Raw genomic sequence first — 14,474 nt, 5'->3', positions numbered from 1 at the left:
TTTTAGTTAAATTTGTTATAATAAAGCTAGATATTAAAGAGTTAAGTAGTTACTTGAGGAGAATTAAAATGGTTAGAAATTTTGCGATACTTGTATTGTTGATTCCAGGAATTATTGCTGCAATCGGAATTAAACTAATGCGCGACACAATGTTTGATACATTTTATGCAATATTTTTCTATTCTTGGATTCAGTTTGTCGTTGGTCTATTATTATTCGTTGGTGGAATAGTATTCCTTGGCGGTTTTATTGTATTCCGTGACAGAAAAAATAAAAGAAAAGAAGGTAAAATTTCATAGGAAATGGAATTTTACCTTCTTTTTTTTCATTAATATTATTTTTAGTTTGAATATGTGGTATTATAGTTAGAAAATTGTCGTGCAAGCGAGCTTGAGGGGGATAATAAATGAAAGTTGCAAAATTTGGCGGAAGTTCGATGGCCAATGCAAATCAAATTAAAAAAGTTGGCGAAATAATAAAGAATGATCCAGATTGTAAATTTATCGTGGTTTCAGCTCCAGGCAAAAGACATGATAAAGACATCAAGATAACTGATTTACTAATTGACCTAGGTACAGCGTACATAAATGAAGAACCATATGAATTACAATTCTCCAATATTATGGATCGTTTTAAAGAAATTATAACAACTTTAAATCTCCCGAATGAATTATTAAACGAATTTAGCGCAGCACTTCATCAAGTTAGACTTATTACAGACTCTGATGAAAGTTTAATGGATGCTGTAAAATCGATTGGGGAAAATAGTTCCGCACGAATTCTTAGTGCCTACCTACAGTCAATTGGAATCGACGCAGCTTATCTAAATCCTAAGCAAGCAGGAATGATTTTAAGTGACGAGCCAGGGAATGCCCAAATCTTGCCACAAAGTTTTGAGAAGATATATAAACTAAGAAACAAAGAAGGTATTTTCGTTATACCTGGGTTCTTTGGCTATACAGATGAAGGTAAACTCGTTACATTTTCACGGGGAGGATCAGATATTACTGGATCCATTATTGCAGCAGGTGTGAAGGCTAGTTTATATGAAAATTATACAGATGTTGATTCTGTCTACTCTGTAAATCCTAATATCGTTAAAAACCCTAAAAAAATAACAAAATTAACATATAAAGAAATGCGTGAACTTTCTTATGCTGGATTTTCTGTCTTTCACGATGAAGCGCTGATTCCAGCAGTAAATGCAAAAATTCCTGTCTGTATTAAAAACACCAACAATCCTAGTGCAGAAGGAACGTTAATAGTTGCTGAGAAAAAGCTAAACGATCGAATAGTAACAGGAATTGCGAGTGATACAGGTTTTTGTAGTTTATATGTCAGTAAGTATCTTTTAAACCGCGAAATTGGATTCGGTCGTAAACTATTAAGTATCTTTGAGGATGAAGGTGTATCATTCGAACATGCTCCTTCAGGGATTGATAATATGTCTGTTGTATTTAGAGAAAGTAATTTCCCGAAAGAAAAAGAAGAACGAATTCTAAAACGAATTAAAGAGGAATTAAACCCAGATACAGTTAGTATATCTAGAGGGATTGCTATTATTATGATTGTTGGAGAAGGTCTAGTTAATTCTGTTGGTGTTGCAAATCGCGCAACAACTGCGTTTGCAAAAGCCAATGTGAATATTGAGATGATTAACCAAGGATCTTCAGAAGTTTCTATGATGTTTGGTATCCAAGCTGATGATATGGAAAAAGCAATACGATCGTTATATCATCATTATTTTATAGAAGAAACCAATCAATCAGAACCTCAAGCATAATATAGATACTCACTGCAGCATTTTTATTGCTACAGTGAGTTTTTTTATAATGGCTTCTTCATTAACTGACTTTATTTTCTAATCGCAGTCTATCTGCTACCATTGCAATGAATTCTGAATTAGTTGGTTTTGCTTTTGAGATATTAATCGTATATCCAAATAAAGCTGAAATCGAATCGATATTCCCTCTGCTCCATGCAACTTCAATAGCGTGTCGGATGGCTCTTTCCACTCTAGATGCAGTTGTATTAAACTTCTTAGCAATTTCAGGATAAAGTATTTTAGTTATCGACCCAAGCAAATCTATATTATTATAGACCATTGTAATCGCTTCTCGTAAATACATATAACCCTTAATATGTGCTGGCACTCCAATTTCATGAATAATATTTGTGATACTTGACTCTAAATCCAATTTCTTTTCAACCTTTTTTGACTTTAATGGCTTGATCATCGATTCTTGATTGCTCATCGTTCGGATTTGATTTGCTAAGTGATCTAAATCAAAAGGTTTTAATATGAAATAAGATGCTCCAAATTCCACCGCTTTTTTCATTACTTCTTCTTGACCAAAAGCAGTTAACATGATTACTTGTGGGCGTTTTACCATGTCCATCTGTCTCATTTCGTTTAAAACAGCGATTCCATCAATATGAGGCATTATAATATCCAAAATTAAGATATCAGGTTCCAGTTCATCCAACATTTCTAAACAATCTCTTCCATTTGATGCAGTCCCTATTACCTCGATATCGCTTTCTTTGCCGAAATATTCCTCCATCATCATAACTAACTCTCTGTTGTCATCCACTAAACATACTGATATTCTATCCACTTTTGTGCCCTCCCCTTATTTACAAGTCCACTTTATATATTCAACAAAAGATTTGATTATCCTGCTAATTTTTATAAATTTGTATATATAATTATTATTCTAAATTATCTACATATGACGACAATATTCGACATAAAGTTGTTATGAGAAAATACCCGCTTCGGAAATATACTACGCTTTCCGCGGGCGGCTGGTGAGCTTCCTCGCGTGCTTTGCACACTGCGGGATCTCACCTTTGCCTTGAACCCCGCAGGAGTCTTCGTATATTTCCGAAGCTAAATTTAATTCTTCTTTTTTCTTAATTGATAAAAAATAAAAAGAAAAAACTTGTAATAGAGTTATCCATTACAAGTTTATTTTTTATTGAGCTATACTCATTGCCTGTTTTAAGTGGATTCCAGCGTCTTGTAGCATCCATTCGATATGAATTCCATAGCCAGAGGTTGGGTCATTTACAAATACGTGAGTGACGGCTCCGACTAATTTACCGTCTTGTATAATTGGGCTACCACTCATTCCTTGTACAATCCCTCCAGTTTCTTCTAATAATTTCTTATCCGTTATTTTTATGATCATCCCTTTTATATCTTGTTTTTTCTGAGGAGTTGAACTGATTATCTCTACGTCAAACTGTTCGACATTTTCTTTGTCGATTACTGTCAAAATTTTGGCAGGTCCTTCTTTAACTTCAGTTGCTCTTGTAATTTCTAATGGTTCTTTGTAAATTTTATTTTCGATTTCTTTATCAAGGACACCAAAAATACCATGAGGTGTATTTTTAATTATCGTCCCAAGCTTATTTCTTTCCATTGAAAAACTCGCTTGCTTTTCTCCTGGAGCACCGTTATTTGCCTTTTCAATTGCAGTAACTGAAGACCTAACAATTTCGCCATTCATCATCTCAATTGGCTTTTTAGTACTTACATCTGAAATAACGTGTCCAAGCGCACCATATCGCTTCGTTAGGGGCTCATAGAACGTCATTGTACCAATTCCAGCTGCTGAGTCTCTAATATATAACCCAATTTTATATTCATTATCCTTTTTATCAAGCGCGGGGTTTAAGGATGTTTCGATTGTTTCATTACCACGCTTTATTTTCATGTTTAACGGGTGCTTCTTCTCACCTGCTTCGTGAACATACGGCTTTATATCATTCATTGTCTTAATTTTGTTTCCGTTAATTTCGATAATGATGTCGCCTACGTTCACTTTTGCCTCTTCCCCAGGAGATAATTTACCATTGTTTGCATCTACTGCATGGTGACCAACGACTAGCACACCTAAAGTCTGCAGTTGCACTCCAATGGACTGTCCTCCAGGTATTAATTTAATACTATCCTTCTCCATTTGAGACAGTTCATTGTTTGTGACTGCCAGGTCTCTTGTTTTTTGAGGCGGATGTTGTAACTGACCATTTGCGGATAATGCGGATGCCTCAATAGACGTGTTCGCATGCTGTGGTTCCGTGTAAAAAAGGAAACTTAACAAGACACTCAAGCAAATAACAAGAAATGAAACAAGTTGTATTTTATTTTTTCTACTTCCCTTCATATAATAAACACTCCTCGTATCTCACCCATACCAAATTTTTATGTACTCTTAATTTGACCGGGGAGCGTTATTTTAAACTGGTGATTCATTAATGTTTTGCTTATGTTTACCTTGCATAAAAATAAGTCGATAGGTAAAAATTAAAAAAGAAGCCAGTTGTATTATTTTCTGACTTCTTCCTAATATTATTCCTTAATCTATATTATTTTTGAACTTAGTTGCTAATTCGAGCATCTGCTTTGCATGCTCTTCAGCTGTTTTCGTTAATTTCGTACCAGTGATCATTCGACTCAATTCTTCCGTCTGCTGTTTAGAAGTAAGTTCAAAAACTTTGGAGTATGTTCGGTTATCTTTTTCGGTTTTTTCGATTAATTTATGAGAATCCGCCATCGCAGCAACCTGTGGTAAGTGCGTAATACACATTACTTGTGAGTCGTTCGAGATTTCATATATTTTTTCGGCAATTGCTTGGGCAACTCTACCACTTACCCCAGTATCTACCTCATCAAATATGACACTTGTTACACCTTGATGTTTCGCAAATATCTTTTTAAGGACGAGCATAATTCTAGATAATTCCCCTCCAGAAGCAACCTTTGTAAGTTCTTTTAATGGTTCCCCTGGGTTTGTAGAAATCATAAAGCGAATGATGTCATAACCATTCTTATGAAGTTTTGGATGCATTGTATCTGCAAATGAAATTGCAAAAGTTGATTTCTCTAAATAAAGACTTTTCAATTCCTCATGAATTTCTTTCGTAAGAGCTTCTGCAGCTTGTTTTCGTAAATCATGTAATTGTTTTGCTTCTAATAGCGCATCTTTTTCTAATTCTTCAATTTCTTCAACGAGAACGGATAAATGAGAATCTTTATTCGTTATTTGTTCTAATTCTTCTTCAATCTTAGCCATATATTCTAACATTTCATTTACTGTTGAACCATATTTCTTTTTCAAGCGATTAATTTCATTAAGTCTTGCTTCAATATCATTTAATCTTCCGGGATTATATTCTAGAGAATCGATATGGTTTCTTAAATCGAAAGCCATAGACTCTAGAGCATAATAGTGATTACCTATTTCTTCGCCTTTTTCTTTAATATATGCATCTACATCCTCATTATTATGTAAGGAAGTCATTGCTTGATTCAGCCAGTCTAAACCTTTTCTTTCCCCATAAAGTGCATTATAGGTATCCTGTAGTGCACTATAGATTTTTTCATAATTCGCTAACTGATCTCTTTCCGTCTCGAGTAAGTCATCTTCACCAATTTCTAGACCAGCTTGTTCCAACTCTTTCAGTTGAAATTCAAGTAAGTCTGCTCGGTGTGCTGTCTCTTGTTCATTTTCATTGAGCTGTTTAAATCGTTTTTTCCGTTGAATTAATTTATCATAAATGGTCGTATATTCTTCTTTTGCTTGCTTTATCTTTTCGTTGTCATACAGATCAAGTAAATTTATATGATTATCTGCATCCATTAGTGACTGTGTTTCATGCTGACTATGTATATCAATTAATGTCTTTCCGAATTCCCTTAAGATGGCTAAGGTAACTAATTTACTGTTTACTCGACAAATACTTTTCCCGCTTCTTGTGATCGTACGTTGCAGAACGACTTGTTCATCTGTAATCTCGATACCAAATTGCTTACCAACTTCATATATTGGATGCTGAGCCGTTTCTATACTAAATAATCCTTCAATCTCAGCCTTGTTCGTATCATGTCTAACAAATTCTACAGAGCCTCTCCCTCCAGCTAATAACTGAATGGCATCAATAATAATTGATTTCCCTGCACCAGTTTCCCCTGATAGCACAGTTAACCCTTCATCAAAAGTAATCGAAATTTGGTCAATGATTGCAAAGTTTTGTATAGATAATTCTGTAAGCATGAGTATTCACCTCTCTAAATTACCTTTAATAATTTTCTAAAGCATGCTGATTAAACGATTCTTCATATCAATCGCGTGAGCTTCTTCTCTGCAAATTAATAAACATGTATCATCCCCGCAAATGGTGCCCATTATTTCTTCCCATTCTAAGTTGTCAATTAAAACCCCTATTGCGTTTGCGTTTCCAGGTAATGTTTTTAATACAATGAAATGGCCGGCATGATCAATGCTTACAAATGCATCCACAATTAAGCGCTTCAATTTTTCATAAGGATTAAATTTTAAATCTGCTGGCAAACTATATTTATATCTTCCTGAGAGTGTTGGAACCTTTACAAGATGTAATTCTTTAATATCTCTAGAGACAGTGGCTTGTGTAACGTTATAACCAAGAGCTTTCAGTTCGTCTACTAGTTCATCTTGTGTCTCAATTTCACTTTCGTTTATTAACTCACGTATTTTAATATGTCGTTGAATTTTGCTCATAACATTTTACCTCCATTTCATTTGGTTGCATGCAATAATTTAAGATGTGCTTCTGCGACAACCTCTTGTAAATAATTAGTATCATGGTTCTGTAGGGTACTTGAGTTATATTTAAAATGAGCTAAAAATTCGATATTTCCATGCCCACCTGTAATTGGTGAAAAAGTGACATTCATTAATTGATAACCTTCGTTTTGTGCAAAAGTGGTAATTTCATTTAACACTTGTAAATGAACTTCTTTATCACGAATAATACCACCATCGCCTACTTGTTCTTTTCTTGCTTCGAATTGTGGCTTAATGAGTGCGACAATATCATTTTCTTTAGCTAACAGCTTCTTTAGGACAGGTAAAATTTTTTTAAGGGATATAAAAGATACATCTATAGTTGCGATGTGAGGCTTTCCCATCTGTAGCATGTCTTCTGTAACATGCCGAAAGTTCGTTCTTTCCATCACAACAACACGACTATCGTTACGTAATTTCCAGTCCAATTGGTTATAACCAACATCAATTGCATAACTTAGCTTTGCACCGTTTTGTAAAGCACAATCGGTAAATCCACCAGTAGAAGAGCCTACGTCAATTAGTATTTTATTTTCCATATTTAATGAAAAGTCTTGGATTGCCTTTTCTAATTTTTGTCCGCCTCGGCTTACATAATTTTTTGTTTTATTTTTAACATAAACAGGCGTCGCCTCGTCTATTTGCATACCAGGCTTATCTAATCTAGTCTGGTCAGTAAAAACAAGTCCTGCCATGATTAATCTTTTTGCTTTTTCTTCGTCTTCAACTAAATTATTTTTAACCAATAGCTCATATAGTTTTATTTTAGCCATTCTTGTAGTCCTTTCAGAGAATACATCGTTTTTATATTATACATCATTTTCCAAAGTTCTTAAAAGGAAGAGATAGTCATGGATCTTTTTTTGAGGGTTTTATAAGGGGTATTCAATGGATGATTGCAAAATCTAACCCATAGAGTATATTGATACAATCTATGGGTTCTTTGTTCATTAATGATCTCTATTACTAACATAATCAAGCAATAATTGAAGGTTAGAATCAGTAGCGTCTGCTTTTTCTAAAGCTTCTTTTGCTTTTAACACATAAACTTCTTTCTTCTCAATAGCTCCTTCGACGCCTAGAAGCTTTGGATAAGTACTTTTTTCTTTGTCTTCATCGCTTCCGATAGGTTTACCCATTTTCTGTTCGGTTCCAGTGACATCAAGAATATCATCTTGGACTTGGAAAATTAATCCTAGGTAGTATGCAAAATTAACAAGTTCATCAATTTTTTCTTTCGATGCACCTGCTAGGAATGCTCCGGCATATACGGCAAATTTTAATAGTTCACCAGTTTTATGATCATGAATAATTTCAAGTTGTTCTAATGGCGCTGCATTCTTTTCTGCTTCAATATCAAGAATTTGTCCACCTACCATCCCTTTAGGACCACTAGCTGAAGCAAGCTTTGATATAATTTGTACTTTTTCTGTCTCTGATAATAACGTTTCATTCGCAATAAGTTCAAAACTATATGTCAATAAAGCATCTCCAGCTAATATTGCAGTAGCCTCATCGAATTGTTTATGATTGGTTAATTTACCTCTTCGGTAATCGTCATTGTCCATTGCAGGTAGGTCGTCATGTATTAATGAATATGTATGAATCATTTCAAGTGCTGCTGCAGTAGATAATGCTTTCGTGTAATCTTTATTATAAATTTCGAAACTCGCAAGCAGTAAAATTGGACGAATACGTTTGCCACCTGCTTGTAGAGAGTAATCCATTGCTGCTTTTAATTGCTTAGGTATTTCTAGCTTTTCTATCTGTTTAGATAATTCATTTTCAATTATTTCTTTATTCGTTTTCAAGTATGTTGCTAGTTGAGCTTGCAAAGTTATTCATCCTCCTCTATTTCAAATGAGACAATCTCTCCCTGTTCATTTAAAATTTTCGTCATTTTCTCTTGTACATTTGTTATTTTATCACTACATATCTTTGATAAAATCATACCTTCTTGATAATAATCTATTGCTTTTTCAAGTGGCACATCACCAGTTTCAAGCTTTTGTACAATTTCTTCAAGCTTTTCCATTGCTGCTTCAAAAGATAATTCTTCTTTTTGTTTAGCCATTTTCATTCTCCTCTACTGTTAATACACGACACTCAACGCTTCCATCGGTTAATTTCAAATGAATCAGATCATCTTCTTTTATAGAGCTTGTTGATTTAATCAATTCTTTATCTTTATTATATGGCAGAGCAAACCCACGCTTTAGGATGTCTAAAGGATTTACCAATGATAATTTATCAACAAGATTACCTAACTTATTTAGCTTATCGTCTGTAATATTGGACATCGCTTGCTCTTGTTTCAAAATAATATCTTTTAGCTTTTCTTCAGCTTGATTCAATTGCGATTCTGGATGTTGTAGTTTCATTCTGTGAAAAGTAGTTTGAAATCTAGATACTTTATCTCGTTTTTGTAACGCCATGTTGCGATTTAGATTCTCAATCTTTAAATCTAGTTCTTGTTCTTTTTGTTTCAAAAGTTCCCCTGGATAACGAAAAGCATAAGAAGCTTTCAAATGATTCAACTGACGCTCTTGCATATCAATTAATCGATTCATCTGTAGTGTAGATCTTTTATTTAATTGAGATAGTTGAGTCTTCAATTCATTTTGCGAAGGCACAGCCATTTCTGCTGCACTTGTCGGAGTCGGAGCTCTTAAATCTGCAACAAAATCGCTAATCGTTGTGTCTGTCTCATGGCCAACAGCTGAAATAATTGGAATTTCAGAGTCATAAATTGCTGTTGCAACAATCTCTTCGTTGAAACTCCATAATTCTTCAATTGAACCACCGCCACGTCCTACAATCAGCACATCAAAGTCACCAATTGCATTTGCTTGTTCAATTGCATTTTTTATAGACAAAGGAGCATTTGGACCTTGTACTAAAACAGGAATGACAACAACCTCAACGATTGGATACCTTCTTTTTATAGTCGTAATCACATCGCGAACAGCCGCGCCAGTTGGTGAAGTAATGACTCCAATCTTTTCCGGAAATTCAGGAATAACCTTCTTATGATCGAGGTCAAAATATCCTTTTTTAGCTAACTTCTCTTTTAGTTGTTCATACGCAAGATATAATGCGCCAATTCCATCAGGCTCCATTTCATTAATATAAAGCTGATATTGACCATTTGCCTCATAAACGCTAATATTTCCTCGGATAAAAACCTTCATCCCATTTTCAGGTAGAAATTTTAAATGACGATTATTACCTGCAAACATAACTGCTTGAATTCTTGATTGTTCATCTTTAATTGTTAAGTACATATGCCCGCGACTATGGTGGTTAAAATTCGATATTTCCCCTTTTAACCAAAGGTCTTGAAGATGGTTGTCCATATCAATTTTTCTTTTTATATATCTTGTTAATGCAGTAACAGTTAGGTATTTATCCTTCAATAGCATTCAGTCCTTTAGCAGCTTTCACAGTGTTTGCAAGCAGCATGGTAATTGTCATTGGCCCAACCCCACCAGGAACGGGTGTAATATAAGATGCTTTGTTTTTAACAGCAGCAAAGTCTACATCACCTGTTAACTTTCCTTCAGCGGTGCGATTAATTCCTACATCAATTACAATTGCGCCTTCTTTAACGTGATCTTTGCTAATAAAGTTTTCTCTACCAATAGCCGCAATAAGAATATCAGCATCTAATGTATATTTCATTAAGTCTTCCGTTTTTGAATGACAATAAGTAACAGTTGCATTTTCATTTAATAATAATTGGCCTACAGGCTTCCCTACGATGTTACTACGTCCAATTACTACGGCATGTTTTCCTTTTATATCAATACCAACAGATTTAATCAACTCGATAATTCCGTATGGTGTGCATGGTAAAAATGTATCTTGACCTGTCATCATTTTTCCAATATTAATTGGATGGAATCCATCGACATCCTTTTGGGAATCAATGGTTTCAATCACTTTTTGCTCATCAATTTGTTTTGGAAGCGGTAGTTGTACAAGTATTCCGTGTACAGTTTCATCATGATTAAGTTCATCTAATAACTGGAGTAAATCTTGCTCTGTGGTATTTTCTGGAAGTCTAATTAGTTTTGAGTCCATCCCTACCTCGGCCGCAGCCTTCTCTTTTCCTTTTACATAGGAAAGCGAAGCGGGGTCGTCTCCAACTAAAATAACTGTGAGATGTGGGTTAATTTCCTTTTGTTTTAATTGCTCTATTTCTTTTTTCAATTCACTTTTAATTTTACTACCTAGATCTTTTCCACTTATAATTTCAGCTACCACACTATTTACCTCCTTCATTAATTAACTTAGAGAGTACTCCATTAATGAATTTTCCTGATTTTTCATCGCCAAAAACATTCCCTAGTTCTACTGCTTCATTAATTGAAACATTGACAGGAATATCATCAAGAAATAAAATTTCAAATGTCGCTATTCTAAGTAATGTGCGTTCAACATTTGGCAGTCGGTTTAGAGACCAATTTTCTAGATACTCGCTTATTTTTGCGTCTAGATCTGTTTGCTTTTCAATAACTCCTTCAATTAGAGTCGTTAGAAATTTATCATTAACTTGTTCATCAAAATACTCATCCTGTGAGTGTTCTAATGTTTCTTCATTGAAATCTATTTGAAAAAGAAATTGAAATGCTTTTTCTCTTGCTTCTCGTCGCTTCATTCTAGATTACTCCTTCTAATCGTTTCTTCACAAATAATAACATGATTTAACCTCATAAAGCTAGGCACATCAAATATTAATAAAAAAATGGCCAAAGAAAAAAACTTTGGCCTAAAATTTAATCTTATGCTTGATTTTGTCCTTCTTTTTCATCCATGTTGATTCCAACGATATGAATATTAATTTCGGAAATCTCAAGCAAAGTCATGTTTTTTAAAGTTTGTCTAATTTTTGTTTGTATCTTCTCTGCAACCTTAGGGATAGAAACACCAAAGTTTAAAATACAATATACATCGATGTCTATACCTTCATCAACTAGTTCTACTTTTACACCTTTATTATGTGTTTGCTTACCTAGACGTTCAGCTACACCAGATGCAAAATTTCCACGCATTGCATAAAGTCCATCAACCTCGGTAGCAGCTAATCCTGCAATAACTTCAATTACTTCGGGAGCAATTTCTACCCTTCCCAGGGAAGTATCTTCACTAACATCTAATAATGGTTGTTCGTTCATAACAATCACACCTTCTATGGGAATTTTTTAGCTTTCTTCCTCTATAATAGGATTATCTTCTAAGAAGTTTGTATTAAAATCACCTTTTATAAAAACTTCATGATTCATAATTTGTTTATGGAAAGGAATCGTTGTATGGATTCCATCAATTACAAATTCATCTAATGCTCTTTCCATTTTCTTAATTGCTTCTTCCCTTGTTGGAGCATATGAAATAAGTTTAGCTATCATTGAATCATAATATGGTGGGATTCTATAACCTGAATATGCAGCTGAATCTACACGTATACCAAATCCACCTGGAGCCAAGTACATGTTTATATCTCCTGCTGATGGCATAAAGTTTTTGTATGGATTTTCCGCATTTATTCTACATTCAATTGCCCAACCGTTGAATTTAACATCTTCTTGTTTCAATTCTAACACTTCATTATTTGCAATTTTAATCTGTGCTTTAATTAGATCTACTCCAGTAACCATTTCTGTTACTGGGTGCTCCACTTGGATTCTAGTGTTCATTTCCATAAAATAAAAGTCTTCTGATGTTCTATCAAAAATAAATTCAATCGTTCCAGCGCCTACATAGTTAACAGCTTTAGCTGCAGCAACTGCTGAATCTCCCATCTTCTCTCTTATCTCAGGCGAGATTGCTGGTGATGGTGTTTCTTCAATTAATTTTTGTAAACGTCTTTGAACCGTACAATCACGCTCACCTAAATGAATCGTATTCCCATGTTTGTCACCAAGTACTTGGATTTCTACATGACGAAAGTCTTCTATGTATTTTTCCAAATAAACGCCTGGATTTCCAAAGGCAGTTTCAGCTTCTTTTTGAGTGATACGAATTCCTTTAATTAACTCTTCTTCGGATCTTGCTACTCGGATCCCTTTACCACCACCGCCAGCTGTGGCTTTGATAATAACTGGATAACCAATTTCCTCAGCAACCGTTCGTGCTTCTTCTTCACTTTCAATGATTCCGTCTGAACCAGGAACAATCGGAACGTTTGCTTTCTTCATTGTTTCTCTTGCAACATCTTTAATACCCATTTGTTGAATCGCTTCTGCTGAAGGCCCAACAAAAGTTATATTACAAGCTTCACACATCTCAGCGAAATCAGCATTTTCAGCTAAAAATCCATAACCTGGATGAATTGCGTCTACATCTGTTAATGTGGCAACACTCAAGATATTAGTGAAGTTAAGATAACTATCTTTACTAGGCGTAGGACCAATACAATAAGCTTCATCTGCTAATTGTACATGTAAAGAATCTCTATCTGCCTCAGAATATACCGCGACTGTTTGTATATCCATTTCATGACATGCACGAATAATTCTTACAGCAATTTCCCCTCTGTTAGCGATTAACAGTTTCTTTATCACTTGTTCCAACCCCTTATTTTTTCTTTACTCTGAATAACACTTGACCGTATTCTACTAATTCTCCATTTGATGCTACAACTTCTACGATTTCACCAGAAGCTTCTGCTTCAATTTCATTAAATAACTTCATTGCTTCTACTATACATACGACAGTGTCAGATTCAACTTTACTACCAACTGCTACGTAGTCTTCATCTTCTGGTGAAGGAGCAGCATAGAATGTTCCAACCATCGGTGAAGTAATTTCATAATCAAAATCAACCGTACCTTGCTCTTCTACAGTTTCATTAGACTTTGTATCATTTTCATTTGTCTCTTCTTGTGATTTTTCTGAAGTAGCTTGAACTTGTTGTGGAGCTGGCTTTGGAACTTCAGCTTGAACTGGGTTTATATTTTGGCCACTAACAACTTCATTGCTCCCTTTCTTCAATGAAATAGTTGTACCGTCAGTTTCATAATTAAATTCTGTAATAGATGAATCATCAATTAATTTAATAATTTCTCGTATTTCCTGCACTTTTAACATCTAATAAGCACCCCTTAATTGTTTGTTTTAAATACTATCATTTACATTGTACTTGTTTATAGCCACCCTAACAACTATATTTATATAACCATATTACACAATTACTACTATTTTAAGCTAAAAAGTCACTTTACTACAAGCAATAATAAAAAACCATTATCTAATCGATAGAAATCGGGAATTAGATAATGGCTTAAATTTTTTATATAAAGCTTAATAATTTACATCAACTGGAATATCTCTATCAAACTCATCTCGAACTAGCTGCATAATTTGTAAGGCCTCTTCTTTGGATAGTTCATCTGTACGGACTTGAACATGTACCTTTTCTCCATTTGAATTACGAACCAAAACATCCTCATAATCTGCTAACGAAAGTATTGTTTGTTCTAGAATACTTTCAGATGTCTCTATTGATTCAATTAAATCAATTCCTTGTAAAGCACTATCCTTTTCTTCAATACTTGCTGTACCTGATGCTACAATCGCTTCCAACCTTGATTTTTCCATACTCCTGTCATCTTGTAACTCTAGACGAATAGTTGTAAACAATTCATCACTTTGGACATTTGCTATATTATCTACTTCAACCTCTGAATTTTCATTTACATCATTAGGTTGATTAGCAGTTTGGCTCTCACTCGTTCTATCTTGATTAATCAATGCTAAATCATTCTCATTATCAGAGGTAATATAAAACACACTTAAAACCACCAATAAGCTCAACATCGTTAATAACCATACAGTTTGTTTTTTTAACATTCAATATCC

At 34.3% G+C, this 14,474-nt stretch carries 16 protein-coding genes; 2 read left to right on the top strand and 14 right to left on the bottom strand.

What is annotated here, in order from left to right; genetic code table 11:
- Nucleotides 1-68 precede the first annotated feature (68 nt).
- Together ACXYMZ_RS03685 and ACXYMZ_RS03680 are read left to right on the top strand one after the other, a co-directional pair.
- Entirely contained in the window at nucleotides 69-299 is a 231-nt protein-coding gene (locus ACXYMZ_RS03685; RefSeq protein ID WP_458947005.1) for a DUF2627 family protein, read from the top strand.
- Nucleotides 300-406: 107 nt separating this feature from the next.
- The gene (locus tag ACXYMZ_RS03680; RefSeq protein WP_458947004.1) at nucleotides 407-1,783 is read left to right on the top strand and encodes an aspartate kinase; all 1,377 of its coding nucleotides are present in this window, start codon (nucleotides 407-409) and stop codon (nucleotides 1,781-1,783) included.
- Between the two features lie 61 nt (nucleotides 1,784-1,844).
- Here the strand turns inward: ACXYMZ_RS03680 and spo0A are convergent, their stop codons facing one another.
- The 14 genes from spo0A to ACXYMZ_RS03610 form a co-directional block, all read right to left on the bottom strand.
- A complete protein-coding gene (spo0A, locus tag ACXYMZ_RS03675; protein ID WP_458947486.1) occupies nucleotides 1,845-2,570 on the bottom strand; it encodes a sporulation transcription factor Spo0A in 726 nt (241 codons plus the stop codon).
- Between the two features lie 408 nt (nucleotides 2,571-2,978).
- Nucleotides 2,979-4,172 (bottom strand): SpoIVB peptidase, encoded by a 1,194-nt coding sequence (gene spoIVB / locus ACXYMZ_RS03670; protein WP_458947003.1) that lies wholly within the window; start codon nucleotides 4,170-4,172, stop codon nucleotides 2,979-2,981.
- A gap of 192 nt (nucleotides 4,173-4,364) precedes the next feature.
- Nucleotides 4,365-6,062, bottom strand: coding sequence for a DNA repair protein RecN (gene recN, locus ACXYMZ_RS03665; protein WP_458947002.1), 1,698 nt, complete (start codon nucleotides 6,060-6,062; stop codon nucleotides 4,365-4,367).
- 36 nt (nucleotides 6,063-6,098) lie between these two features.
- On the bottom strand, nucleotides 6,099-6,548 hold the full coding sequence (gene ahrC, locus ACXYMZ_RS03660; protein WP_458947001.1) for a transcriptional regulator AhrC/ArgR: 450 nt from the start codon (nucleotides 6,546-6,548) through the stop codon (nucleotides 6,099-6,101).
- A 17-nt stretch (nucleotides 6,549-6,565) separates the two neighbouring features.
- Entirely contained in the window at nucleotides 6,566-7,387 is an 822-nt protein-coding gene (locus ACXYMZ_RS03655; protein WP_458947000.1) for a TlyA family RNA methyltransferase, read from the bottom strand.
- Between the two features lie 177 nt (nucleotides 7,388-7,564).
- Entirely contained in the window at nucleotides 7,565-8,449 is an 885-nt protein-coding gene (locus ACXYMZ_RS03650) for a polyprenyl synthetase family protein (RefSeq protein WP_458946999.1), read from the bottom strand.
- A 2-nt stretch (nucleotides 8,450-8,451) separates the two neighbouring features.
- Complete coding sequence (gene xseB / locus ACXYMZ_RS03645; RefSeq protein WP_458946998.1) at nucleotides 8,452-8,688, bottom strand: exodeoxyribonuclease VII small subunit; 237 nt, start codon at nucleotides 8,686-8,688, stop codon at nucleotides 8,452-8,454.
- A complete protein-coding gene (gene xseA / locus ACXYMZ_RS03640) occupies nucleotides 8,681-10,030 on the bottom strand; it encodes an exodeoxyribonuclease VII large subunit (protein WP_458947485.1) in 1,350 nt (449 codons plus the stop codon). The genes xseB and xseA overlap by 8 nt, the downstream gene beginning before the upstream one ends.
- The gene (gene folD, locus ACXYMZ_RS03635) at nucleotides 10,020-10,880 is read right to left on the bottom strand and encodes a bifunctional methylenetetrahydrofolate dehydrogenase/methenyltetrahydrofolate cyclohydrolase FolD (RefSeq protein WP_458946997.1); all 861 of its coding nucleotides are present in this window, start codon (nucleotides 10,878-10,880) and stop codon (nucleotides 10,020-10,022) included. Before folD ends, xseA begins: the two co-directional genes overlap by 11 nt.
- A 1-nt stretch (nucleotide 10,881) precedes the next feature.
- Nucleotides 10,882-11,274, bottom strand: coding sequence for a transcription antitermination factor NusB (gene nusB, locus ACXYMZ_RS03630; RefSeq protein ID WP_458946996.1), 393 nt, complete (start codon nucleotides 11,272-11,274; stop codon nucleotides 10,882-10,884).
- 124 nt (nucleotides 11,275-11,398) lie between these two features.
- Complete coding sequence (locus tag ACXYMZ_RS03625) at nucleotides 11,399-11,791, bottom strand: Asp23/Gls24 family envelope stress response protein (protein ID WP_458946995.1); 393 nt, start codon at nucleotides 11,789-11,791, stop codon at nucleotides 11,399-11,401.
- 27 nt (nucleotides 11,792-11,818) lie between these two features.
- On the bottom strand, nucleotides 11,819-13,177 hold the full coding sequence (gene accC, locus ACXYMZ_RS03620; protein WP_458946994.1) for an acetyl-CoA carboxylase biotin carboxylase subunit: 1,359 nt from the start codon (nucleotides 13,175-13,177) through the stop codon (nucleotides 11,819-11,821).
- 13 nt (nucleotides 13,178-13,190) lie between these two features.
- A complete protein-coding gene (gene accB / locus ACXYMZ_RS03615) occupies nucleotides 13,191-13,703 on the bottom strand; it encodes an acetyl-CoA carboxylase biotin carboxyl carrier protein (RefSeq protein ID WP_458946993.1) in 513 nt (170 codons plus the stop codon).
- A gap of 213 nt (nucleotides 13,704-13,916) precedes the next feature.
- The gene (locus ACXYMZ_RS03610) at nucleotides 13,917-14,465 is read right to left on the bottom strand and encodes a SpoIIIAH-like family protein (protein WP_458946992.1); all 549 of its coding nucleotides are present in this window, start codon (nucleotides 14,463-14,465) and stop codon (nucleotides 13,917-13,919) included.
- Nucleotides 14,466-14,474 lie beyond the last annotated feature (9 nt).

The organism is Oceanobacillus sp. CAU 1775 (assembly GCF_054482815.1).
The sequence above is the reverse complement of the archived record's forward strand: the minus strand, read 5'-3'. Positions and strand labels throughout refer to the sequence as shown.